General features: G+C 45.4%; 28 protein-coding genes. 10 read left to right on the top strand and 18 right to left on the bottom strand.

What is annotated here, in order from left to right:
• Positions 1-6 precede the first annotated feature (6 nt).
• Both ABLT31_RS00515 and ABLT31_RS00510 read right to left on the bottom strand, forming a co-directional pair.
• Positions 7-300 (bottom strand): YggT family protein, encoded by a 294-nt coding sequence (locus ABLT31_RS00515; RefSeq protein ID WP_367747479.1) that lies wholly within the window; start codon positions 298-300, stop codon positions 7-9.
• Positions 301-395: 95 nt separating this feature from the next.
• Positions 396-812, bottom strand: coding sequence for a deoxycytidylate deaminase (locus tag ABLT31_RS00510; RefSeq protein ID WP_367747477.1), 417 nt, complete (start codon positions 810-812; stop codon positions 396-398).
• Between the two features lie 160 nt (positions 813-972).
• Between ABLT31_RS00510 and asnB the strand changes: the two genes are divergently transcribed.
• Positions 973-2,895 carry an asparagine synthase (glutamine-hydrolyzing) gene (gene asnB / locus ABLT31_RS00505; protein ID WP_367749327.1) on the top strand — a complete coding sequence of 641 codons (1,923 nt, stop codon included), beginning with the start codon at positions 973-975 and terminating at the stop codon, positions 2,893-2,895.
• A 112-nt stretch (positions 2,896-3,007) separates the two neighbouring features.
• Here asnB and ABLT31_RS00500 read toward each other — a convergent pair whose 3' ends face one another.
• Together ABLT31_RS00500 and ABLT31_RS00495 are read right to left on the bottom strand one after the other, a co-directional pair.
• On the bottom strand, positions 3,008-4,213 hold the full coding sequence (locus ABLT31_RS00500; protein ID WP_367749326.1) for a saccharopine dehydrogenase family protein: 1,206 nt from the start codon (positions 4,211-4,213) through the stop codon (positions 3,008-3,010).
• 225 nt (positions 4,214-4,438) lie between these two features.
• The gene (locus ABLT31_RS00495; RefSeq protein ID WP_367747475.1) at positions 4,439-5,062 is read right to left on the bottom strand and encodes a helix-hairpin-helix domain-containing protein; all 624 of its coding nucleotides are present in this window, start codon (positions 5,060-5,062) and stop codon (positions 4,439-4,441) included.
• Positions 5,063-5,157: 95 nt separating this feature from the next.
• Here ABLT31_RS00495 and ABLT31_RS00490 point away from each other — a divergent pair, with 95 nt between their 5' ends.
• The 4 genes from ABLT31_RS00490 (at position 5,158) to yyaC (ending at position 7,286) form a co-directional block, all read left to right on the top strand.
• Positions 5,158-5,412: a DUF2533 family protein gene (locus tag ABLT31_RS00490; protein ID WP_367747473.1), complete on the top strand. Its 255-nt coding sequence runs from the start codon at positions 5,158-5,160 to the stop codon at positions 5,410-5,412.
• A gap of 121 nt (positions 5,413-5,533) precedes the next feature.
• Positions 5,534-6,367 carry a late competence protein ComER gene (gene comER, locus ABLT31_RS00485; RefSeq protein ID WP_367747471.1) on the top strand — a complete coding sequence of 278 codons (834 nt, stop codon included), beginning with the start codon at positions 5,534-5,536 and terminating at the stop codon, positions 6,365-6,367.
• A gap of 74 nt (positions 6,368-6,441) precedes the next feature.
• A complete protein-coding gene (locus ABLT31_RS00480; protein WP_367747468.1) occupies positions 6,442-6,663 on the top strand; it encodes a hypothetical protein in 222 nt (73 codons plus the stop codon).
• A 74-nt stretch (positions 6,664-6,737) separates the two neighbouring features.
• Entirely contained in the window at positions 6,738-7,286 is a 549-nt protein-coding gene (gene yyaC / locus ABLT31_RS00475) for a spore protease YyaC (protein WP_367747465.1), read from the top strand.
• Between the two features lie 29 nt (positions 7,287-7,315).
• On the opposite strand, the gene ABLT31_RS00470 is transcribed toward yyaC, so the two are convergent.
• The 10 genes from ABLT31_RS00470 to ABLT31_RS00425 all read right to left on the bottom strand — a co-directional run bounded on the left by ABLT31_RS00470 (position 7,316) and on the right by ABLT31_RS00425 (position 13,725).
• On the bottom strand, positions 7,316-8,068 hold the full coding sequence (locus ABLT31_RS00470) for a class I SAM-dependent DNA methyltransferase (protein ID WP_367747462.1): 753 nt from the start codon (positions 8,066-8,068) through the stop codon (positions 7,316-7,318).
• Positions 8,052-8,393: a ribosome silencing factor gene (gene rsfS / locus ABLT31_RS00465; protein ID WP_367747459.1), complete on the bottom strand. Its 342-nt coding sequence runs from the start codon at positions 8,391-8,393 to the stop codon at positions 8,052-8,054. Before rsfS ends, ABLT31_RS00470 begins: the two co-directional genes overlap by 17 nt.
• Positions 8,390-8,980 (bottom strand): bis(5'-nucleosyl)-tetraphosphatase (symmetrical) YqeK, encoded by a 591-nt coding sequence (gene yqeK, locus ABLT31_RS00460; protein ID WP_367747451.1) that lies wholly within the window; start codon positions 8,978-8,980, stop codon positions 8,390-8,392. The genes rsfS and yqeK overlap by 4 nt, the downstream gene beginning before the upstream one ends.
• Positions 8,970-9,542, bottom strand: a complete 573-nt coding sequence (locus tag ABLT31_RS00455; RefSeq protein ID WP_367747448.1) for a nicotinate-nucleotide adenylyltransferase — start codon at positions 9,540-9,542, stop codon at positions 8,970-8,972. The genes yqeK and ABLT31_RS00455 overlap by 11 nt, the downstream gene beginning before the upstream one ends.
• 2 nt (positions 9,543-9,544) lie before the next feature.
• Positions 9,545-9,838: a ribosome assembly RNA-binding protein YhbY gene (gene yhbY, locus ABLT31_RS00450; protein ID WP_367747445.1), complete on the bottom strand. Its 294-nt coding sequence runs from the start codon at positions 9,836-9,838 to the stop codon at positions 9,545-9,547.
• A gap of 18 nt (positions 9,839-9,856) precedes the next feature.
• Entirely contained in the window at positions 9,857-10,711 is an 855-nt protein-coding gene (aroE, locus tag ABLT31_RS00445; protein WP_367749325.1) for a shikimate dehydrogenase, read from the bottom strand.
• A 40-nt stretch (positions 10,712-10,751) separates the two neighbouring features.
• Positions 10,752-11,876, bottom strand: coding sequence for a ribosome biogenesis GTPase YqeH (gene yqeH, locus ABLT31_RS00440; protein ID WP_367747442.1), 1,125 nt, complete (start codon positions 11,874-11,876; stop codon positions 10,752-10,754).
• Positions 11,877-11,882: 6 nt separating this feature from the next.
• Positions 11,883-12,401 (bottom strand): YqeG family HAD IIIA-type phosphatase, encoded by a 519-nt coding sequence (locus ABLT31_RS00435; protein ID WP_367747439.1) that lies wholly within the window; start codon positions 12,399-12,401, stop codon positions 11,883-11,885.
• A gap of 144 nt (positions 12,402-12,545) precedes the next feature.
• Positions 12,546-13,115, bottom strand: coding sequence for a TetR family transcriptional regulator (locus ABLT31_RS00430; RefSeq protein ID WP_367747436.1), 570 nt, complete (start codon positions 13,113-13,115; stop codon positions 12,546-12,548).
• 193 nt (positions 13,116-13,308) lie between these two features.
• Positions 13,309-13,725 carry a Fur family transcriptional regulator gene (locus ABLT31_RS00425; RefSeq protein WP_367747433.1) on the bottom strand — a complete coding sequence of 139 codons (417 nt, stop codon included), beginning with the start codon at positions 13,723-13,725 and terminating at the stop codon, positions 13,309-13,311.
• 368 nt (positions 13,726-14,093) lie between these two features.
• Between ABLT31_RS00425 and ABLT31_RS00420 the strand changes: the two genes are divergently transcribed.
• From ABLT31_RS00420 to ABLT31_RS00400, 5 genes are all read left to right on the top strand, one after another.
• The gene (locus ABLT31_RS00420) at positions 14,094-14,273 is read left to right on the top strand and encodes a hypothetical protein (RefSeq protein ID WP_367747430.1); all 180 of its coding nucleotides are present in this window, start codon (positions 14,094-14,096) and stop codon (positions 14,271-14,273) included.
• Positions 14,274-14,312: 39 nt separating this feature from the next.
• The gene (locus tag ABLT31_RS00415) at positions 14,313-14,438 is read left to right on the top strand and encodes a hypothetical protein (RefSeq protein WP_367747427.1); all 126 of its coding nucleotides are present in this window, start codon (positions 14,313-14,315) and stop codon (positions 14,436-14,438) included.
• 223 nt (positions 14,439-14,661) lie between these two features.
• Positions 14,662-15,726 (top strand): PucR family transcriptional regulator, encoded by a 1,065-nt coding sequence (locus ABLT31_RS00410; RefSeq protein ID WP_367747424.1) that lies wholly within the window; start codon positions 14,662-14,664, stop codon positions 15,724-15,726.
• Between the two features lie 89 nt (positions 15,727-15,815).
• The gene (locus tag ABLT31_RS00405) at positions 15,816-16,925 is read left to right on the top strand and encodes an ABC transporter ATP-binding protein (protein WP_367747421.1); all 1,110 of its coding nucleotides are present in this window, start codon (positions 15,816-15,818) and stop codon (positions 16,923-16,925) included.
• A 16-nt stretch (positions 16,926-16,941) separates the two neighbouring features.
• Positions 16,942-17,334 carry a hypothetical protein gene (locus ABLT31_RS00400; RefSeq protein WP_367747418.1) on the top strand — a complete coding sequence of 131 codons (393 nt, stop codon included), beginning with the start codon at positions 16,942-16,944 and terminating at the stop codon, positions 17,332-17,334.
• Positions 17,335-17,732: 398 nt separating this feature from the next.
• Here the strand turns inward: ABLT31_RS00400 and uxaC are convergent, their stop codons facing one another.
• The 4 genes from uxaC to ABLT31_RS00380 are packed head-to-tail and all read right to left on the bottom strand — an operon-like array spanning position 17,733 to position 22,257.
• Positions 17,733-19,133, bottom strand: coding sequence for a glucuronate isomerase (gene uxaC / locus ABLT31_RS00395; RefSeq protein WP_367747415.1), 1,401 nt, complete (start codon positions 19,131-19,133; stop codon positions 17,733-17,735).
• A gap of 3 nt (positions 19,134-19,136) precedes the next feature.
• A complete protein-coding gene (locus ABLT31_RS00390) occupies positions 19,137-19,790 on the bottom strand; it encodes a bifunctional 4-hydroxy-2-oxoglutarate aldolase/2-dehydro-3-deoxy-phosphogluconate aldolase (RefSeq protein WP_367747412.1) in 654 nt (217 codons plus the stop codon).
• Positions 19,791-19,812: 22 nt separating this feature from the next.
• Complete coding sequence (locus tag ABLT31_RS00385; RefSeq protein WP_367747410.1) at positions 19,813-20,754, bottom strand: sugar kinase; 942 nt, start codon at positions 20,752-20,754, stop codon at positions 19,813-19,815.
• 3 nt (positions 20,755-20,757) lie between these two features.
• Complete coding sequence (locus ABLT31_RS00380) at positions 20,758-22,257, bottom strand: tagaturonate reductase (RefSeq protein WP_367747408.1); 1,500 nt, start codon at positions 22,255-22,257, stop codon at positions 20,758-20,760.
• Between the last annotated feature and the right edge of the window lie 11 nt (positions 22,258-22,268).

Raw genomic sequence — 22,268 nt, 5'->3', positions numbered from 1 at the left:
TACTATCTATCCGATCAAAAACACCAGGACCGTATGTAACCCTCGCAGCAAGAAATCCGAAATCCAGCTATACACGAAAAAGGCTACGATCGGAGACAAATCAATCATGCCAAGCGGGGGAATAAAGCGCCGGAAAACAGCCAAATAAGGTTCGGTAATATTATATAGAAATTGGGCAAATCGGTTCTCCTGCAGCTGCGGAAGCCAAGAAAGCAAGATGCGTCCGATCAATGCAAAATAATATAAACGGATCAGCAAAGCTGCACCTTCCATAATGGTCATAACTAACGAATTGGTCAAAGTGTAGTTCCTCCATTAATGTTTTTATCCTAAATATTATACGTTTTTTCCCAAAAGAAAGCTACCTTTCGGGCTTTTGAAGTGGGTTGGGCCCATCAGGTTGCATAAGGGATGTGAACGAGCTCAATCCCTTCCAAAAACACTTTGTTTCTATCATTTTTATATCTATGGCGAAAGACGATTCGTTTGATTCCAGCCTGATTTAATAGCTTCGAGCATGTCTCGCAAGGCTCATGCGTAACATAAGCCGTTGCGCCTACAATTTCATCACGCTTGGCATGGATAATGGCATTCTGCTCCGCATGGATTGTTCGAATGCATCTGCCCTCATCATTAATCATGCATCCCACGTCCAAGCAATGCTCGTGTCCGTGAATCGACCCATTGTAACCGGTTGAAACAATCATTTTATCCAGTACAATGACACAGCCTACAGCCAATTTGTTGCAAGTTGAACGGGTGGCAACAACATCGGCTATATCCAAAAAATATTCGTCCCAAGATTTCCGCACTTAAGATCCCCCCTCCTGTTAGCATTACTATCGTCATTGTATCACAGACCAAACCCGATTCTCCATCTCGCCCGTAGGCAGGGAGAAGCATTGATTCTAGCCGAAAAGAATGTTAAAGTTTACTCTGGACTATTTCGAATCAAAAAGGAGCCATAACGAAATGTGCGGATTTGTCGCTCTTTATAATAAAAAGCAACAACCTTTATCACCACAGCATCTGAAATCGATGACCGACCTCATCATTCATCGGGGACCAGACGATCAAGGCTTCCATATCGATCGTCATGTAGGCCTTGGTTTCCGTCGGCTGAGCATTATTGACCTCGAAGGCGGCAAGCAGCCTCTTTGCAATGAAGACGGAGATATCTGGATCGCTTTTAATGGAGAGATTTATAATTACCAAGAGCTGCAAAAATGGTTGAAAGACCGCGGGCATCGCTTTAAGACGGAATCAGACACGGAAACGATTGTCCATTTATATGAAGAAGTAGGCTTTGATTGTCCGAAGCATTTGAGAGGGATGTTCGGTTTCGTCATCTGGGATAAGAAAAAGAACATCCTCTTTGGCGCTCGCGATCATTTTGGCATCAAGCCGTTCTATTGGACTGAAACCGAAAATGCATTTGCCTTCGGATCCGAGATCAAAAGCCTCCTGCAGGTGGAGGGCGTGGAAAAAAAGGTGAATCCGACCTCTTTTTATCACTATTTGACCTTCCAATACGTTCCTGATCCTGAAACCATGTTTGATGGAATTCATAAGCTGCCTCCAGGACATTCCGTTCTCATCCAAGAGGGGGACATGAAAATTCAGCCCTACTGGACCGTTGAATTCCTTCCGGAAGATAAGCCGTTCTCCTATTTTGTTGAAGGGACCCGCGGAATCCTTAAGGATTCCGTTGACAAGCACCGTGTAAGTGACGTTCCGCGCGGAGCCTTTTTATCAAGCGGTATTGATTCCAGCAGCATCGTAGCCCTATTAAGGCAGCACGAAGATGTAAAAACATTCACCGTAGGATTTGATATCCCAGGCTATAGTGAGCTTGATATTGCTCGCGAAACCGCACAGTTCCTGAAAACGGACCACCATGAAGTGAAGATTAGCGCCGATCGCTATCTCGAGGAGCTTCCTCGTCTAATCTGGCACCAAGACGAGCCTGTTGCCGATCCTTCAGCGATTGCCTTATACTTTGTCGCAGAGCTTGCCAGCAAACATGTCACAGTTGTTCTGTCAGGAGAAGGCGCGGACGAGTTCTTTGGGGGCTATAATATCTACCGTGAACCGCATTCCCTTCGCTTCTTTTCAGGGATGCCCGGCTTCCTGAAATCGTCTCTCCGCCATGCAGCCGAGCTCCTGCCGGAAGGAACAAAAGGCAAGAGCTTCATTATACGCGGATCAAAGTCCGTGGAAGAACGGTTTTTCGGAAATGCTCTGATTTTTTCGGAGGAGCTTAAAGAAAAAGTAACAATGAAAAGCTTAGCCGCCGATCCGATGTATGTGACTGCGCAAGAGATTACGGCAGCCATTTACAAAAACGCCAAATCTTATGATGACGTAACGAAGATGCAATACTTGGATATTCATACTTGGCTCCGCGGTAATATCCTCATGAAAGCGGACAAGATGACGATGGCCAATTCCTTGGAATTGCGCGTGCCTTTTGTTGATCCGAAGGTCTTTGAGTTTGCAGCCACGATCCCGACTCAATACAAGATTGCCAATGGGACGACAAAGCATGTTCTTCGCGAAGCCATGAAGGATATACTTCCGCCTCAGATCAAGTCGCGCAAGAAACTAGGTTTCCCTGTTCCGACCAGGCATTGGTTAAAGCATGATTTCTACAACTGGGCAAAAGAGTTGATTTACGATTCCAATGTAGATGAGTTCATTAACAAAGCCTATGTCCTTTATATGCTTGATGAGCACAAAGAAGGAAAAGCCGATTATGGAAGAAAACTATGGACAGTGCTTGTATTTATGCTATGGCATCAGATCTATATGGAAGACAAGTATTCCTTTGGCCCTTATGTCAGCCCTTATATCGAGACTCGCCGCAAGCGCCTTGAATCCTATCATGTCGGGTAGTTTATCATTTCCATTCAATACAAAAAAGGAGTCCAAAAGCTACTCTTTTGGGACTCCTTTTTTGTATCTATAAAAATCAAATCACATTGTAATTTGAGAGATTTCCATTTTTTCAAGCCGAGCTTTTTCGAATGATCGGTCCCGTCTTTTCGATAATCTGCCACTCCATTCCCATCGACTTTACAATATTTAAAAATGGAATCGGATCAATTAGTTCCGGCGGTATGCAGCCATACCTTCCTTTTAGCGTATCATTCGCCATGAGTTCTACTGCCGCAACGGGAGGAACCCCTGTTTGCCAAACCGTAGCCTGGAATCCGGTTTTCTTGAATACCTCATCATGGTTCGCCATGGTATAAACATAAAGCTCTTTGCGACGATCTCCTTGCGTTCCTCTTACTAGCGCCCCAACGCAGGAAAATCCGTGAATTTTTCCGGCTAGATCAGCCGGCTTCGGCATTGTCGTTACCACCACATCTCGCGGAATGACCTCCGCTCCATTTACTTCAATGACTTCATCGCTATCTAATCCCAGATAGGCCAATACCTTCAGCGTATTGACAAAATCGGGATGCAGGGCATATTTGAAATCAACATACTGGCATCCTTTCTGGCGCCCAATGGTTTCCCCTAATGTGGTGACTTCTTCATGCTCCACATTATAGCAATCCAGCCATCCAATGGGTTCAGGGAACTCAAATTCTTCCTTATTGAAAAACGGGTCAGGAAAAAACTGCTCTCCCTGCTCTGCGGTCCAATAGTTCGGTTTAGCTAAGCACTCCTTGATAGCGGTTTGCGGACTAAAATAGGCACAGAATCCGTCATAATCAGCTACGGAATTATCCCCATCCCGTATCATGATGGATTCCACCGTATCCAATTGATCTACGGCATACCTTGCCGCTATATTAGAAAATCCAGGGTCGCAGCCGATCCCCATAATGCCCAGTATGCCTCTCTCCTTAAACCTCGGATCCCAATCCAATTGCTCCATCAGCCACTTTGGGCCGTTTGAAGCCATATCAATGTAATGCGTTCTCGTTTCAAGACAAGCCTGCATCACTTGAATATTAAAGTCCGGCAATCCAGCATGAATGAGTACATCCGCTTTCTCTGTAACCTGGATGACACTTTCAATGATACTTGCATCCACACGCTGAACCTTGATTTTCTTGTTCGTTAGGGATCGCAGGTTTTGAGCAAACCTCTCTGCACAATCGACAGATATATCCCCCAAGATCAGTGTCTTTACGTATGCCTTCTTTGACAGCTCTGCCGCACATACCTGCCCCACGCCACCGACACCGAGTACTACCACTCTCAACAGGTCGTCCTCCTTAGGAATTTTCAGATCATGCTTTCGCTTTATATGCGTTGCCTGAACAGCCAGCGGTCTTGCCGAAACGCTATTTGTCTCGTCGCCATCTCCCCCTTTCTATATAAATTTATGCTGCAACGAATGAATTTAGGTATAGGAAAAAAAGGGACAGAATCAGGCTGTTGCCTGTCTGTCCCACTTCGTTTATTTATTTTTGGCTCTTCATCACTTTACTCGAATATGCTCCTCCACCTTTTCATATAGTTTATCTCCGATCCCTGTGACATTTTTCAAGTCGCTCTCCTTTTTGAACATGCCTTGTTTCGTGCGATAATCTATGATCGCCGCCGCTTTTACCTCACCGATACCCGGCAACCCGGTTAATTCCTCAGCAGAAGCTGTATTGATGTTCACCCGCGGCTTAGGTTGGCTGGGATCCGATCCCAATACTTGCCCTTCAGCTGGCAATTCCCCTTTTATGGGAACGTAAACAACCTCTCCATCCAGAAGCGATTTCGCCAGGTTGACTCCCCGGCTGTCAGCCTCTGGCAATAAACCACCACTTTGTTCAATGACCTCATAAACCCGTGCATCTTCTGCCAATTCATATACTCCCGGTCGGGCTACAGCCCCTTTGACATCGATCCATATCATCTTGGGAAGGTCGGGCATTGGCTCGTCTTCTTCCTTCTCCGGCGATGTGGCCCCTTCTATAGAATAAGAAGGAAACGGAACCGGTTCTTCTCCTTGATCAGATCGCCATACGTAGTATAGCAAGCTAAACAGCAATAATATGGCGATGGCAGATAATAAAGCTAGCTTTTTTTCGCGCGGTGTCCAGCTTAGCATAAACGACTCCTTCCTGAGTGGGATTAGATTGGCTTGTATTCTGGGTTGGGTTTCTTTATAATCGAATAGCATAAAAGGAATGGGGGTAGACATTCATGAGTGTTCACCATGAAATATCAAAGAAGGTCAATCAAACTGTAAGCCTTGTAGATTCTTATCGGAAATTGGATATGCGGAGGGAAAAAGAAATAGAAAAGGTGTTAGAGCAGGCAAGGAATGGGAAGGATTTTTCATTAGAGGCCATCCACCGGGTAACAGAGGAAATTAATCAATTGGCATTAAAGCATCATCTCCCAACTCGTAAGGGGGTAACAAAACAAATGATCTTGGATCTAGTGAGCCAAAACTAGTATAACGCAGAATTTTCCTGCGTTTCAAGAGAAGCTTTTGGCTGTCTGGAAGAATTTGACGTATGGAATACTCTTCTCCGTCATAGATATAGAGATATATTGACATACGGGAGGAATTACCATGCGAGTGGGCTTTATCGGCACAGGGAGTATGGGAAGTATCTTGCTGGAATCATTCATTGCTTCAGGAGCCCTTCATCCTAATCAAATAGTTGCCAGCAATCGCACCCGGGAAAAAGCCCTCCGGCTAACCCGCGAATATTCCGGACTCACTGCTGCCGCAAATAACATCCAAGTGGTACGGGAAAGTGACGTTGTATTCATCTGTGTCAAGCCTCTTGAATTTAAAAACGTAATTGATGGCGTTCTGCCTTACATCAAACCCAATCACTTGTTCATTTCAATCACTAGCCCTATTCTGCTGGCCGACTTAGAGAAGCAGCTTCCTTGCAGCGTAGCCAAAGTGATCCCAAGCATTACCAACTCGGTTCAAGCCGGAGCTTCTCTCATGATGTTCGGGGAAAGGTGCAGTGATGAAGAGCGGCAATTGCTCAAGGAGCTTTTTTCGAAAATCAGTATGCCGCTGGAGATTGATGAATCCAATACTCGAGTTTCATCCGATATCGTAAGCTGTGGACCGGCGTTCATGAGTTATCTTCTCCAGCGCTTCATATCTGCCGCTGTTGAAGAAACCGGGATTAGCAGGGAGCAGGCAACCTTCCTAGCCAGTCACATGATTATTGGCTTGGCTGAGTTAATTTCCAAGGGACCCTTTGATCTCGAGACCCTTCAGCAAAGAGTAGTCGTTCCTGGAGGCGTAACGGGCGCCGGTCTGCAGGCTTTGGAGAATATCGGGGACATTTTTAATCAAGTTTTCCGAAACACGCAGAGGAAATATGAGACGGATCTCGAAGAAGTTGCCCATATGTTTTATGACACGAGAAAGCTTGACTGATGTTTGAGCCGCAATCCATAGGGTTGCGGCTTTTTTTAATGGGAATACTAAGATATAAAAAGGAGTTGATTCACTTGATTCGTCTACATTTAAAGAAGGATGCTATGCTCTCAATGTTCTTTGATGATATAAAAGGGGGAAAATCCAGCTTTTCCAACCAACCGGAAGGAATGGAAGCCAGTATCTCCCATGAGGAATTTGAAGGCTTCCTAAAGGCGAACAACCTTATCACCTATCATAATACGTTAAAGGGATATGAAGACGGTGCGGTCTACGGGGAGTTTCAGGCGGAATAATAGTTAGAAAAATCCGCTTTTCGCCGGGGGCTGCAGAAATTCAATTTGAATAGATTATAGCAGGTGATTGCCGAATGACCCTGCTATATCAGCTTTCATACATGAATCAACGGGCGGTTCCCCTGTTGGGCTCGAAAATTAAGGAAAGGCTGGAACGGCATCCGGATTATGCCGATTTCATCATCCTTTGCATTGGCACCGACCGATGCACGGGCGATGCGCTAGGCCCTTTGGTTGGCATGCTGCTAGAGAAACAAAACCTCATTTATCCACAAGTATGGGGTACCCTTGAAAAACCCATTCATGCACTGAATCTGAAAGAGGCCATTCATAAACTTTCCGCCAAACCCAATCCTCTCGTTATTGCCGTGGATGCCTGTCTCGGACTTCCTCAGCATGTGGGAGATATCCAAGTCGTTGATGGTCCTTTGCGTCCCGGCTTGGGAGTCAAGAAAATCCTTCCACAGGTCGGACACTTCCACATTAAGGGGATTGTTAATGCCAGCGGCTTCTTAGACTCCATGGTCCTTCAGAATACACGCCTTCATACCGTAATGCAGATGGCCCAAGTCATAACAGATGCCCTGCTATACGCCTTAAAAAACCAAGGGGACGACCCCTAAAGCATCCATAGACTTTAGGAGCGTCCCCTCTATCTCATTTTTTCCGCTGCATAGAAGATTCTCTCGCTTTCATCCGTCGGCGCTTCTTCCGTAAAATCAGCGGAGCAATCTATAAGCCTGAAGCCGGCTTCCTCCAGCCAGCCAACGATAGCCTCATGGCTATATCCCTGTTGGACATGCATCTCTTCAAACCGCTTATACAACTGGCCCTCTTTAACAAATATCGTAAGGTCGTGAGTAACTTTTTCCTCTCCCACCAATGAGCAATCCCATATATAACAGATATCATCTTCGACTAAAGTAAACGTCTGATCTGCAAAGACATGATTAATTTTATAGATAGAATGAACATCAAATAAAAAGACTCCCCCTGGCTTAAGGGCTTGATGCACTCTTCGGAAAGTCTGAAGAATATCACCCGGCTCTGTCAGGTAATTCAAGGAGTCGCAGAAACTCACGATAGCATCAACTTCATAAGGCAGCGCCAGGTCTCTCATATCCTGGTGAAGCAGCTGGATGGACAAACTCTTTTCTCTTGCCTTATCATAGGTGACAGCCAGCATCTCCTCAGAAAGGTCAATCCCCGTTACCTCGTAGCCTAATCCAGCCAGAGGGATGGAGATGGAGCCCGTTCCGCAAGCCAAGTCTGCCACCTTTACAGGCTTTTGCTGCCGACCTGCCCATATCCTTTGGGCATAGTCGATCCATTGATCATACGGCGCTTCTGTCATCAACCGGTCGTATACCTGAGCCAAATGCTGGTAGCTAATGAATGCCGACACTGCCTGCATCTCCCCAGATTCGCTCAATATTATAGTATTCGCGCTCATCCTTATGGAAAATATGTACAACTACATCCCCTAAGTCCACCAGCACCCAACGGGCATCATCATACCCCTCTACGCCTTTGATCTCAACTCCCAGCTCATTCATTTTCTTTTTCAGCTCCGAAGTGAGGGCTTGCACTTGGGTGGACGAATTACCGTGACAGATCACAAAATAATCTGCAATAACGGAAAGGCCTTGAATATCCAAGATGATTACATCACCTGCTTTTTTATCCTCTACAATTTCGGCAGAGCGTTTGGCGATATCCAGTACAGTCATGCTTCGTGGCTCCTTTCCTGCTGTTCAATTTGTCGAACCAAATCATTATAGGTTTCAAGGGTTAGCGGATAAATTCGCTTGCCCTGTTTAACTAAAAAAACAATCGTGTTTCCCAGCGCTTTGACCAGCGCTTTAGTTAAATCCCGCTTCGCGATTTCCCGCACTTCATCTACTCCTGGAAAATGGCGGCCTGGTTCGATATAATCCGCCAGCCACAGAATCTTCTCCAGCTGGCTCATTCCCGGCCTCCCCGAGGTATGAAAACGAATGGCATCCAGTACAGCAGCATCCTGAATATGAAGCTCTTGCTGAACGACATAAGCCCCAACGGGCGCATGCCATAGCTCCTTATCATAGTCAAGAATGTCTGAGGGGATAGAGTCCTCTTGCATTATAATCTGCTTCATTCGATCCTTTTCCCAGAATTTGCAATAATCATGGAGAATTGCTGCCAAATACGCTTTTTCCTTCTCTTCTCCGTATCGCTCAGACAACGAAACTGCTGTATCTGCCACACCCAGCGTATGGGCAAACCGATGCGCGGTCATCTGTGCCTTCACTCTGTCAAGCAGATTTTCAACATTCATACAACCGGTTCTCCTCTATATAGCTTCTGACTTCATCCTTTACCATAAATCGAATCGACAGGCCCTTGCTCCTCAAATCGCGGATAATCGTGGATGAGAGATCCATAAGCGGCATGGAAACCATTTTTACATGCTGCCGCGAAAAGGTATTATTCGGCTCATAGCCCGGACGATGGACTCCTGCAAACTGCACAATTTGCACAAGCTCATCGATCCGATGCCACTGCGGCAAATAATCAATCATATCCCCGCCAATGATGAAATGAAACTCATGCTCCGGATACTTCTCTCTTAGCAGGAGTATCGTATCGATGGTATAGGATGGACCAGGGCGTTCCAATTCAAAACTGCTTGCATGAAAATAAGGAACATTTTCTACAGCGAGCTTAACCATCTGCAACCGATGCTTTGCGTCCGTTACGGAACCCTCCTTATGCGGCGGGATTCGAGCCGGCATAAACCAAACCTGGTTAAGCTTGAGCTGATGCCATACCTGTTCAGCCACCATGAGATGGACGATATGAATGGGGTCAAACGTTCCTCCCAAAATACCAATCTTCATGGTTAAGTCGGCAATACCAGCTTTTTTTGTTCGCGGGATTCTTTATACAACACGATCGTTCGGCCGATCAGTTGAACCAGTTCAGCATCGGCACCCTCTGCAAGCCGCTCGGCTACCTCATCTTTATCCTCTCCGCAAGTGTCCAGGATCGATACCTTAATTAATTCGCGAACCTCAAGGGTTTCTTCGATTTGCTTAATCAAGTTTTCATTTACCCCGCCCTTCCCTACCTGAAAAATAGGGGTTAAATGATGGGCTTCCGCACGCAAAAAGCGTTTCTGTTTTCCGGTTAGCATCTGTTTTGCTCCTTTTTATTATGTTTTGTTGCGCAGTCGTTCCAAGACCGTTCTCCTCATTACATCAAGGGGCGCATCATAGCCTGTCCATAATTGAAAGGACAACGCACCTTGATGAATGAACATACCCACTCCGTTATGAGTGGATGCACCGATTTGGCGAGCTTCTCTGAGCAGTCTTGTTTCCAGCGGATTATAAATCAAATCACTGACTAATAAGCCAGAATGAAGGGCTTCACTAGAAATTGGCATACCATCGATCGCCGGATACATTCCAATCGAAGTCGTATTAACTAAGAGATCGATGCTTTTCAAAAGTTGGACATCCACTTGATCAAGTCGAATGGCTTCGGCATCCGTATGAATCCTAACTTGACCGGCTAGCTCAATGGCCTTATCTTGGCTGCGATTAGCAATCGAGATTTGCTTGGCTCCATTTCTTGCCAAGGAAACCGCAACGGCTCGGGCCGCTCCCCCAGCCCCGAGAATGAGAACTCGTTTTCCGGCTACATTGACTTGAGTTTCTTCAAGAAGAGACCTGACAAAACCTTGTCCATCCGTGTTGTATCCAATGAGAACGCCGTCTCGATTGACCACGGTATTGACAGCACCGATTTCCCTTGCTTCATCATCAATCTCATCCAAATAGTGCATAATTTCCACTTTATGAGGAATCGTCACATTCACTCCCTTAAAGCCGAGTGCTCGGATCCCGCTTACTGCTTCTTGCAATTGGCCAGGTGCGATGGGAAATGCGGCATAGGCGTAATTAAGGCCCAGTGTTTGAAAAGCTGCGTTATGCATATCCGGCGACATTGATTGTCCAACCGGATAGCCAAACACTCCCGTCATGACTGTCTGATTGTCCATAATTTTTCCCTCTCCCTTGTATTGGTTTTGTATATATGCCTGTTTAGATCAGCGAATTCCTCAGCACGACGGAAACTCCTTCTGGCGCATGAACATCCACCCAAGCTCCAGTTGCCCCGCTTGTCACCCATCCGAGGCCGGAAATCACAATATCCTTCTTTTCCCCTGGTGGAATTTTAAACGAAACCCTGCGCAATGGAGGCAGCTTCTTGGCCTTCTCTCCTGTAGGGGGTGAAAGAATGTCAGTGCCAAGATGCGTCTGATACAGCTCATCGGCTTTCTCGAGCTTGGTCCGGTGAATCGAAATCCGATTGGAGGCATAAACCACAAATGATTGTTTTTCTCCGCGGACAAAATCGATACGCGCCATGCCCCCTATGAATAGCGTCTGCTTATCATTTAACTGGAAGACTTTCGGGTTTATTACCTTGTCTGGGGATATGAGCTTTAAGTCTTCCGGATCTACCATATGTACAATTTGATCCCGGTTGATAATCCCTGGTGTATCAAACATGGAGGTGTGATCATCGATTGGGATTTCAATCATGTCCAGGGTGGTACCCGGAAACCGGGAAGTCGTTAGCTCGCTGTCCCCTTCCCCTGCTCCATACTGCTTTAAGAGACGGTTAATTAAACTCGACTTGCCCACATTGGTCGCACCCACAATAAATACATCCTGACGTTTCCTGTATGTAGACATGGCTTCCACCAAGCGATCAATTCCCGTCCCCTTCTGCGCGCTGCACAAAACGACATCTACGGGCTTTAATCCAAGCTGCTTGGCTTCGTATTTCATCCAATTGACCAGGCGATTCGCGTTGATCGCCTTAGGCAAGAGATCCAGCTTATTGCCCACTAAGAGGATCGGATTATTGCCGACGAACCGATGAAGCCCCTTCAGCCAACTGCCATTAAAGTCAAAAATGTCTACCACTTTCACTACAAGCGCCTTGGTAGATCCGATTTGGTTGAGGATGCGAATAAAATCATCATCCTCCATGGACACTTGGGCTACCTCGTTATAGTGTTTAATGCGGAAGCAGCGCTGACAAATAATTTTTTCTTTCGCAAGGGCACCGGAAGGGACAAATCCGGGTGTTTTCGGATCGTCCACTTGTATGGTCACCCCGCATCCTGCACAATGCCTTGCCTCAACGATTGAATCCATTTTCTTTTAATCCTCCCATGAAATCAGCCCCTTCTTCCTCATACGGGAAAGGGCGATGCGTTCCAGCTGCCTATTGAAGCGAGTAAAAAATCCGTCTGTTTGGGCTACGGGAACCACTAGGACCGTATATAGACCCAATCGGTTTCCGCCCAATACATCCGTGAACATCTGATCCCCGATGACGACAATTTCCTCAGGGGAGAGGGATAGCCTCTTCATCGCGTCCTGAAAGGGAGTGCGAGTTGGCTTTTTTGCGGCATGGATATACGGAATGCCCAAAGGGTCTGCAAAAGCCGAAACGCGGATACGGTTATTGTTGGAAACGATGATGACTTGGAAACCTTCTTTTTTCAGCCGGTTCAGCCAATCCATCAGTTCCGGCGTGGCATTGGGGCGGTCCCACTCTATGAGCGTATTGTCCAAATCCGTAATGATTCCTTTTATTCCGCGCTTCTTTAAAGCTTGCAGGTCAATATCGTATATAGAATCCACATGCAAACTTGGGAGTAACTTCTTTAAAAACATGGCACACACCTCGCCAACCGAGATCTATTATTTTTATTTTTTCGGAGTTTACTATACCATATTCATTCCTGCACCCACCACTTCCCAAGAAAGCTCATCCGGCGGAGCCGATATCGGCAATTCGGAAGCAAAAAAACTGCGGGCTTACACCGACAGTTCGCTTGATAATGAAGATAACACCGTATCAATATAATCATCAAATAAATCAGGACCAAAAGGACGTTGATAATATAGTTCTACACTATTGGCATTAGAGAACGGGTAGCGCGTCAACGCCATGAATTTCATCAGCGCCCTGCGCGGCTGCTCCGTTCCGACCTGCTCGAAGAAACTCATCAGCTTGTTGTTAATCGTCAAATAATGCGGTTTGATCACTTCGTCAAACCTTTCGGTTTCCAATGTAATCTCCCTCATCACAATTCGTGAAGAGTCAAAATTACTGTACATGTATTCTATGGCCTTGCCTGTTAATTTCCTGATGATTTCGATCTTATCCGTTTTTGCCCCATCCAAAACAGGGTCAATCGCGTCTGCCATACCCGCATAGAAATCTTCCACGATTTTCTGCAGTATGCCAATCTTATTGTGGAAATAATAAGAAATTGAACCAATATTGACATTGGCTTCTGCAGCAATTTTCCGGACGGATACGTAATCGTATCCGTACATGGCAAATAACTTTCTGGAAGCCTCCAGTATATGCTGCTCAGACATGCGCCTTCTCCTTCCAATAAAATCTTCTCCATCACTGCAATTAGAAGCAAGCTAATGAAGAAATGTTAAATTTTATTATATCGCAACTCGCTCTTATTGCCATAATAAGTTACTTATTTTCAGCTAGTTTGCCAAAACTCGCCTGCATCCAAAAAAAAACCAGGTACGACCTGGCTTTCATCTATCCTTTTAATTATTGCACCTCACAGTCCTTGCAATAACCGTATATTTCAAACTTATGTCCAGTAATGGTAAAGTCTCCCGGCGCACCCAGCATGCCATCTAGAGGGCAGGCTCTTAAGTGCTTGGTCTTTCCGCACCCTAAACAGATCAAGTGATGGTGATGGTGATCGTCACTGCACTGAAATCTATATTTCCGTTCTCCGCTTAGCTCGGTTTCTTCAAGGATACCCAAGTCAGAAAAAAGCGATAAGTTTCTATAGATTGTATCAAAGCTGAGGTTAGGGTATTCATCCTTCATCAGATCCAGTAATTCTTTCGCTGACATGTATCGCTTCTGATGAGCGAAGATGCGGATCATCTCTTCACGTTTCCCGGTATATTTATACCCTTCTTTTTTTAGAGCTTCCAATGCCTGGTCCACATTCATTCCTAAAAACCCCTTCCAATTGCTTAACATCATTTTACAAAGCGCAGTACAAAAGGTCAATTATACAGAAATAAGGCCCCTAAGAGAATCTTCTCTTGGGACCTTTAAAGGGATATTCTGTTTATTCGGCTTCAGGCTCCGATACTTTACAATCCTCACAGATCCAGTGTTCCACTTGCTTTCCTTCCTTGACCGTACGGTTACAACATTCACAAGTTGGCATTTTATCACCTCTCTGCTTTTGATAATTCTATTTTACACTATCTGCTTGGATTATGGTGTGAAAAAATGTACAGACGGTAAGGATTTTAAATCTTTATCGGGGAAATCTATATCTATCTGTCATATAGAGGAGTGAGAAAAGCCAGATGGATCAAACTAAGAAGGGTTTAAGCGACAAGCCCCCCCTAGAAACCTATAAGATTTATAAGCATGCTGGCGCACAACCACCTCAAGAAGAAATTCGAAGCACAAAGCCGCTTTCAGATGATGAATATTACGAGCTATATGAGGATGATCGAATCATCCCAGAGGAAAACAACTCATAAGCATGCGTAAAAAACTGCAACTTAAAAGGAGAGATCCCGATGGGCAAAAAGAAAACCAATGTCAATAATTTGGAGAAGACCATTACCCCTGATGATATCGCTACAAACCGCGTAGATACCAGCATCGGGCCAAGAAATAAGGAAAAAAGCCGTACATTGAAGTAATCTAGAATAACCAGGGCCAACGCCCTGGTTATTCTAGTTGACCTGTATGCCCCCTTATAAGCACCTTCATTGTTTTTCCCAACTGCTATATTGATTGAATTGTTGAAATCCTTCAAGTACAATTAATATCATGTCAATATAGAAAATGATAGTTTGGGAGTCTTTATCCCCTCTGATGCATGAAGTGACATAAGGAAAAATAGGCTAAAGGAGATTTTCCTTTATGAAGAAGGTCGAAAAAGATTTACAGGAAAAATGGGCCCTATTCAAGGAACAATTGGATGATGCTTTGGACCTTTTGGGGCAATTTTCTACGACTCCCCACGCACTCTTATCGATAGGCGAAGCTTATACCTTTGAGAATAGAAGAAATTACTGTTTGGATCTGGAACCGTCTTTTGCCTTTTGCCTTTCCTACCCAATGGAACAACTGGGAGAAAAGGAATCTAGGCTCATTTCCATGTCCATCAGAAAGGAATGGGAACGAAAAACCGGTTACCTGGAACATTCCAAAGACGTAATCTTTCAAAAGGCACTGCTGGGCATATTGGGGGAAAAGGAAATAAAGTGGCTAAAGCAGATGGGCTATTCGGAAAAAGAAAGTTATTTGCCGATGGTATTCCTCTTCCATAATCCAATATCTGCGGATGATGTAAGGATTGTAGAAGAAGGATTGACCAGCTTTTTTGGGTTTCCCGTTCCGCTCATCAGATCGGCTGAAAATTATGTATGCTTTCTTCCCACTTCACGCATCCAAATGGACGAAGGATCAGATATCCCCAATTGGAAGGAATTGGGACAAGGCATATTTGAATTATTCGAGGCCGAATTCAACTTGGAGACAAGAATTTCCGTTGCTTTCCCGGTAGAGGGCTTTTCTTCGTGGGGGCCCGGATTCCGCAAAGCTTCTAAAGCTTTGCGGGTAGGAATGCTAATGTACCCGGAAATGCGGATTTTTTTCGCATGGGATTTGGATATAGAAATGTTTTTGCATTTCATTCCCAAAGGAACGGCACAACCCTTTGTTGCTTCTGTATGGGAAAATTGGGGACAGGAAAACTTGAATCCGGAATGGGTTAAACTGATTCGGACACTCATTCAGGAAAACCTAAATATTAGTGAAACCGCCAGGAAAATGTATGTCCATAGAAATACCCTCATGTACCGGATGGAGAAATTCAAATCGGAAACCGGACGGGACTTGCGTTTAATGGAGGATGTGATCCAAGTTTATCTAGCCACGCTGCTCACGCTTTTAGATAACAGTGCACAAAAAAGGGACTTATAAGTCTCTTTTTTTGTGCACCTTTTCCATAGTATCGGAAACGTTTTCAATTTATTATTAATTTAGAACTTAATTACAGGGAGGATTAAAAAATGGCAAGCTTAACTTTCAATCACGTGAAAAAAAGATACGGCAATAATCCTGATACGGTAAAAGATTTCCATTTGGAAGTAGCTGATAAAGAATTCTTGGTGCTCGTCGGTCCTTCCGGCTGCGGTAAATCCACCACGCTTCGCATGATAGCCGGATTGGAAGATATTTCGGAAGGCGAATTTTACATCGGTGACCGATTGGTTAATGATGTAGCTCCAAAGGATCGGGACATTGCGATGGTATTCCAGAATTACGCCTTGTACCCACATATGAATGTATATCAAAATATGGCCTTCGGCTTAAAACTTCGCAAGATGCCAAAAGAGGAAATTGACAAGCGAGTAAAAGAAGCTGCCAAAATTTTGGACCTGGAGCACCTGTTGGAGAGAAAGCCGAAAGCATTGTCCGGCGGCCAGCGGCAGCGCGTGGCTTTGGGACGCGCTATAGTCCGACATCCCCAAGTGTTTTTGATGGACGAGCCGCTATCCAACCTGGATGCGAAGCTTCGCGTACAAATGCGCACCGAGATCAGTAAACTGCATAAGCGCCTGGAAACAACCGTCGTCTATGTTACCCATGATCAAACGGAAGCCATGACGATGGGTGACCGTATCGTGGTCATGTATGACGGGGTGATTCAGCAGGTTGCTTCGCCTAAGGAAATCTATAATTTCCCTGCAAACAAATACGTTGCCGGCTTTATCGGTTCTCCTGCGATGAACTTTATGGAAGGAAGAATTGTGGAGGACAATTCCAAAGTCTACTTCAAGAACAATGAAGTAAAAATTCAAATCCCGGATGGAAAGGCCGTCATATTGCGCAATCAAGGATATATCGGAGAAGAATTGATCTTAGGAATCCGTCCAGAAGATATTCATGATGAACCCGTATTTTTGGAGACCTTCCCGGAAACGGCGTTTAGTGCCAAAATTGATGTAGTGGAAAACATGGGGTCAGAGCTTTTCCTCTACTTTACACTTGGTTCTACGCAAATCACCGCTCGTATCAACAATAGAACGGAGATTCACCACGGAGACCGAATCCAATTAGCCATCGATATGAACAAGTGCCACTTCTTTGATATTAAAACGGAGAAAGCCATCCGATAAAGAGGAGTGAAATGTTATGACGATCTTCCAATGGTTAACCCGGCTATGGAAGAATTATGAAGAGACGTGTGAATCCCCTTCCATCCCAGAGCTTAAAACGCTTTATCATAAACTGCCTAAAAATATGGTGATGAATGCGGTGACCCAAGCTCTTCAGAAGCTCCCTAATTGGAAAGTCGTCCATGCGGACCATGAAAGAGGAGAAATTACCATTCTGGCGAGACAAGGATGGGGAGTTCACGACATTACCATTAGCGTGTGCAGCTTATCTCCCAGACAGACCGCCTTGGACGTTGTGTCTGCCAAACGTGGATGGGGCGGAGACTTGGGCCAAAGCTACCGAAACATTATGACTTTCTTCCATCTGGTCAATAAGGAAATCACCCCTGAAAACCACAACACAGCATAACGAAGATAGATCAAACAGAGGGTGTCCCAAAACTAGGTTTTTGGGACACCCTACCTTTTTATATGGAGGAGTCCTGAAGACGGGACTAAGGAGTGAAAATTCAACTTTTCCGATCCCGTGCCTAATAAGTGGAGAATTGCCACTAAAAATCAAAATCGAACTAGAAAAAATTAAAATAGTTGGAAAGTCGCCATCTAATTAGTTTAAATCCTATCATTTTGCCCGTTTCACTGCCAATAGTTGTCGTTTTTCCATCTAAACGAAAGAAAATTTAAGGATCTGGTCGTTTAATTGGCGAATCTCCACTTACTTCAAATCCATCCACCTCTCCCTCACATATCTTTGGGCAAACACAAAGAAAAGACTGATCCCGGGCGGATCAGCCAATTCTTGATATACTAAAACCCAAAATACTCTTTAGCATTATAATAGGAAATGTTTTGAATAATACGTCCTAGTAGCTCCTGGTCATCCGGGAACTCCCCGTTCTCGACCCATTCCCCAACTAAATTGCATAGAATTCTGCGGAAATACTCATGTCTTGTATAAGACAAAAAGCTTCTGGAATCGGTAAGCATTCCGACAAACCGGCTTAGCAGGCCACAATCCGCCAAGGTTTTCATCTGCTGGAGCATGCCTTCCTTGGTATCGTTGAACCACCAGGCAGCTCCGAACTGGATCTTTCCGGCAATTCCCCCGCCTTGGAAAGATCCCGTGAGTGTAGCAAGGATAGGATTATCATTGGGATTCAAGGAATATAAAATCGTTTTCGGCAACGTGTTCTCTGAATCTAACTTATCTAGCAATCGCGTTAACGAGCAGGAAACCGAGCTGTCATTCATAGAATCATAACCGGTATCAGGGCCTAGCTGCCCAAACATTCTCGTGTTATTATTGCGGGCAGCATTAATATGAAATTGCATCGCCCATCCCAATTCATGATAGAGTTTTCCTAAGAACACTAGCGTATAAGTTTTGTACTTCGTTTCATCTTCTAGGCTTACGCGATTTCCTTGAAGGGCTTTAGTATAAATAGCAGCGACTTCTTCCTTCGTTGTCTCCGCGTATGGGACATAGTCTAAAGCGTGGTCAGACACTCTTCCTCCAACGGAGTGGAAAAACCTTACGCGAGATTCCAACGCCGCCAAGAACTGGTCATAATCATATACAGATTGCGCGGTTACCTCCTCAAGCTTATGGAGCCAATCCACAAATCCCTGGCGGTTAATCTCCAGTCCTTTATCCGGACGGAACGAAGGTAGCACAGAGACGTTAAAATCTTCAATTTCTTTAATCTTTTGGTGATATTCTAAGGTATCAGCAGGATCATCCGTGGTTACCACCACGCTGACATTAGACTTTTGAATAATATCCCTCGCGCCAAACCCCTCCCCACTGAGAATGGCATTTGCCTTTTCCCAAATGATCGGAGCATTTTTTTCATTCAGCAGCTCGGTGATGCCGAAATAACGCTGAAGCTCTAAGTGAGACCAGTGGTATAGAGGGTTTCCTATCGTCATGGGGACCGTTTTCGCATAGGCTAGGAATTTCTCATAATCGCTTCCATTTCCGGTAACGAATTTTTCTTCCACCCCATTCGCTCTCATGACTCTCCACTTGTAATGATCGCCATAAAGCCAGATCTCCGTCAGGTTTTTGTAGCGTTTATTTTCATAGATTTCTTGCGGGCTCAGGTGACAGTGATAGTCGATAATTGGCATGGCACTCGCATAATCGTGATATAGATTAACCGCGGTTGGATTATTCAGCAAAAAGTTATCATCTAAAAACTTCTTCATCAGTTACATCCCCTTACGCGCTTCTTGAATCGCTTGAACATATTGCTTGGCTGTTTCTGTAATGGACGCAAAATCTCCAGAAAGAATGGCCTTTTGGTTGACCAGGTTTCCGCCCACTCCTACAGCAACGACTCCTGCCTCAATAAAGGAAGCTACATTATCCAGATTGACTCCGCCCGTCGGGATGATCGGGATATGAGCGAAGGGGCCCTTTACATCCTTTATGTATTTGACGCCGAGACCTGTAGCCGGAAAAATCTTTACCATATCCGCTCCAAGCTCCATGGCCTGTATCATTTCGGTAGGGGTCATGACACCGGGTACGACGATCTTGCCATAGCGCAAAGCCGTTCTGATCACATCCGGATGAAGGCTCGGGCTAAATACAAATTCCGCTCCCTGTTGAATGGCCAGCCTTGCCGACTCGCTATCCAGCACTGTTCCCGCCCCGACAATCGCCCGGTCCTTTAATTGGCGGGAAAGCGTATGAATGGCCGCAAAGGAATCGGGATGATCCACGGTAATCTCAAGAGCAGTAATCCCCCCTTCCACCAGAGCCGCAGCTACCTGCTCCATATGCTCTAGGGATACTTTCCGAACGACCGCTACAACACCGCTTTCCAGCAATTTTTGTAAGTTGGTTAATTTTGAATACATGTTTCATCCTCCTGCAGTCAATTTATCTTAAAACCTGTTCTGATCGATTCGGATCGACCTGAGACCAAAAGGGGTATCCTTCCACATCTCCTGCCACGGTTAAAGCAAAGGCCCCAACACGATTGGCGAGGCGTACTGCATCCGTATAGGACCATCCTCTAAGCAAACCGGATAAGAACCCTGCCGCGAAGCCGTCTCCAGCCCCTACCGTATCGACAATTTGCTTGACAGGATATCCCGCCACGTATTCCTGTTCCGTACGGGTAGCGTAGAATGCCCCGCGTTCGCCGAGCTTAATCACTACCGCTTTCGCCCCATTATCCAGCAACGCTGAAGCGATCCTTTCCGGTTCATTCTCCCCGATCAGTATCTCGCCTTCTTCAATGCCGGGCATCACAATATCGCATCGGCTGGCCAAGTCAAGCAGAACCTCTTTTGCTTCTTCTTTTGACCAAAGCTTCAAACGGATATTAGGATCAAAAACAACCTTTACTCCATGCTTTTTTGCTATCTCAATGGCTCGATACGACGCTTCCCTGCCGGATTTGCTCAATGCTGGCAGAATCCCCGACAAATGCAGATACTTGGCCCTTGCAATATAGTCCTCATCCAAGTCTTCCGGCTTCAATTGGCTTGCAGCAGATCCCTTGCGATAAAAATAAATTTTTGGATCCTGCGCAGTTTGACGCTCTTTAAAAAATACCGCCGTGGGATACTGCTGGTCGAAGATAACGCGGGAAGTATCCACACCTTCTCCGCGGATGAACTGGCGGACAAATAATCCGAATTCATCCTCTCCCAGCCGACTGATCCAGCCCGTGTCATGGCCTAGCCTAGAGAGAGCAATCATGACGTTGGATTCCGCTCCTCCAATCGTTTTCTCAAAGGTACCCGCAAATCGAAGCGGGCCAACACTATTAGGCACGAAAAGCACCATTGTCTCGCCTACCGTTACAACGTCCATGCTCTACTCCCCTTGCAAAAGATTTATAATAGACTCTTTCATTCCGAACCGGAGAATCTGGGTCAAATGCATATAGAGTGATTCAAAAAGAGATGGAACCTGGTTCAGGTTGATTCCCCACCAAGCCTCTTTACCCAAAATGCTTTCTACTATAACTTGCAGCTGTTCTGGTTCCCCTTGATACCCTGCCCATAGATCACTGAGCAAGGACACGACTTCCGGTTGATCCCTCAATGTATAGATTTCTTCGCCGCGTAGGCACGTCATTTCGTTATCGCCTGTTTTTTGACCGCGATAGAGTGATAGTAATGCAGCAAGGGAGAACACAATCGTTTCAGGCAGCTTTTCTTCCTTGTCTACTGTTTCCAGTAGGGTAGGAAGCAACCTCGTTCTGAATTTGTAGAATGAATTCAAAGCGATGTCCCTAAGAAAATGCTTGTTAAAAGGATTTAAAAATCGTTCAATGACAGAATCAGCAAAAGGCATTTTCTGCGCCATAGGAATGTCCAGGATCGGAAAAATCTCCTGATAGATTCCCTTCCAGATGAATTGGCGCAGCACCTTGTCTTCCATTGCCTCCAGCACCGTATCTTTTCCCGCTTGAAGAGCCACCGGTACCATTAAGGTATGGGCACCGTTTAAAATCCTCACCTTGACTTCACGAAAAGGTGTTACATCCGTCCAGTGAACATTCAGTCCCGCTTGATGAAGGGGTAAGGCATGGGCTATCTCCTCATCCGCCTCAATCGCAAAGAGATGGTATGGCTCTCCCACGGTCAATAGTTCATCTTCATAATCTAGACGATCCCTGAATTCTTCCATGCTGTCTTTGGGATATCCCGTAACAATCCGATCCACAAGCGTATTGCAAAAGCGATTGTGCTCGGTTACCCAAGACTTGAATGCAGAAGGAAGGTTCCAATCGTCCGCGATTTTCAAAACGATTTCCTTGAGCAGTTCCCCATTGCCCTCTACTAGCTCGCATGGGAAAATAGCCATCCCCGATTCCCTGGATTCTCCTAAAACCTTGTAGCGATGATAGAGGAATGCTGTCAGTTTTCCCGGATAGGATAGGGGGCTCTGTTCAAGGTTTAGATCCTCCTTCTGGTAAGTCAATCCCGCCTCCGTCGTATTGGAAAAAACAAATTGAACGACAGGATTCTCCGCTACCTTGAGCACCTCTTGCCAATCCGCATAGGGATTAATCCCACGGCTGATAGAGGAGATTACTTCAACCTCATCTATGACCTTCTCGTTTTCAATCCCTTGAAGAACTAGCGTATATAAGCCGTCTTGCGCGTTTAATTTAGGAACCACTTTGCCATGCGGGGTCGGCTGGATTGCGACGATTTTTCCATTGAACAAGCCTTGCTTGTTGCATTCATGGACCATCCAATCAACGAAACCTCGGAGAAAATTGCCTTCCCCGAATTGGATGATCTTTTCCGACAAATGATCAAAACGCTGATCCTGAGGGATCATTTCCTTGGTTAGTTTTTGCACGTGCCTTCTCC

Source organism: Ammoniphilus soli (assembly GCF_040813775.1).
This window is presented reverse-complemented; position numbering and strand designations above follow the sequence as displayed.

Excerpts from the sequence above, each read along its gene's own strand:
- asnB (WP_367749327.1), top strand. The coding sequence starts at position 973 with ATGTGCGGATTTGTCGCTCTTTATAATAAAAAGCAACAACCTTTATCA.
- ABLT31_RS00495 (WP_367747475.1), bottom strand. The coding sequence starts at position 5,062 with ATGCTAAGCTGGACACCGCGCGAAAAAAAGCTAGCTTTATTATCTGCC.
- ABLT31_RS00490 (WP_367747473.1), top strand. The coding sequence starts at position 5,158 with ATGAGTGTTCACCATGAAATATCAAAGAAGGTCAATCAAACTGTAAGC.
- comER (WP_367747471.1), top strand. The coding sequence starts at position 5,534 with ATGCGAGTGGGCTTTATCGGCACAGGGAGTATGGGAAGTATCTTGCTG.
- yyaC (WP_367747465.1), top strand. The coding sequence starts at position 6,738 with ATGACCCTGCTATATCAGCTTTCATACATGAATCAACGGGCGGTTCCC.
- rsfS (WP_367747459.1), bottom strand. The coding sequence starts at position 8,393 with ATGACTGTACTGGATATCGCCAAACGCTCTGCCGAAATTGTAGAGGAT.
- yqeK (WP_367747451.1), bottom strand. The coding sequence starts at position 8,980 with ATGAATGTTGAAAATCTGCTTGACAGAGTGAAGGCACAGATGACCGCG.
- ABLT31_RS00455 (WP_367747448.1), bottom strand. The coding sequence starts at position 9,542 with ATGAAGATTGGTATTTTGGGAGGAACGTTTGACCCCATTCATATCGTC.
- yhbY (WP_367747445.1), bottom strand. The coding sequence starts at position 9,838 with ATGCTAACCGGAAAACAGAAACGCTTTTTGCGTGCGGAAGCCCATCAT.
- yqeH (WP_367747442.1), bottom strand. The coding sequence starts at position 11,876 with ATGGATTCAATCGTTGAGGCAAGGCATTGTGCAGGATGCGGGGTGACC.
- ABLT31_RS00435 (WP_367747439.1), bottom strand. The coding sequence starts at position 12,401 with ATGTTTTTAAAGAAGTTACTCCCAAGTTTGCATGTGGATTCTATATAC.
- ABLT31_RS00430 (WP_367747436.1), bottom strand. The coding sequence starts at position 13,115 with ATGTCTGAGCAGCATATACTGGAGGCTTCCAGAAAGTTATTTGCCATG.
- ABLT31_RS00425 (WP_367747433.1), bottom strand. The coding sequence starts at position 13,725 with ATGAATGTGGACCAGGCATTGGAAGCTCTAAAAAAAGAAGGGTATAAA.
- ABLT31_RS00420 (WP_367747430.1), top strand. The coding sequence starts at position 14,094 with ATGGATCAAACTAAGAAGGGTTTAAGCGACAAGCCCCCCCTAGAAACC.
- ABLT31_RS00415 (WP_367747427.1), top strand. The coding sequence starts at position 14,313 with ATGGGCAAAAAGAAAACCAATGTCAATAATTTGGAGAAGACCATTACC.
- ABLT31_RS00410 (WP_367747424.1), top strand. The coding sequence starts at position 14,662 with ATGAAGAAGGTCGAAAAAGATTTACAGGAAAAATGGGCCCTATTCAAG.
- ABLT31_RS00405 (WP_367747421.1), top strand. The coding sequence starts at position 15,816 with ATGGCAAGCTTAACTTTCAATCACGTGAAAAAAAGATACGGCAATAAT.
- ABLT31_RS00400 (WP_367747418.1), top strand. The coding sequence starts at position 16,942 with ATGACGATCTTCCAATGGTTAACCCGGCTATGGAAGAATTATGAAGAG.
- uxaC (WP_367747415.1), bottom strand. The coding sequence starts at position 19,133 with ATGAAGAAGTTTTTAGATGATAACTTTTTGCTGAATAATCCAACCGCG.
- ABLT31_RS00390 (WP_367747412.1), bottom strand. The coding sequence starts at position 19,790 with ATGTATTCAAAATTAACCAACTTACAAAAATTGCTGGAAAGCGGTGTT.
- ABLT31_RS00385 (WP_367747410.1), bottom strand. The coding sequence starts at position 20,754 with ATGGACGTTGTAACGGTAGGCGAGACAATGGTGCTTTTCGTGCCTAAT.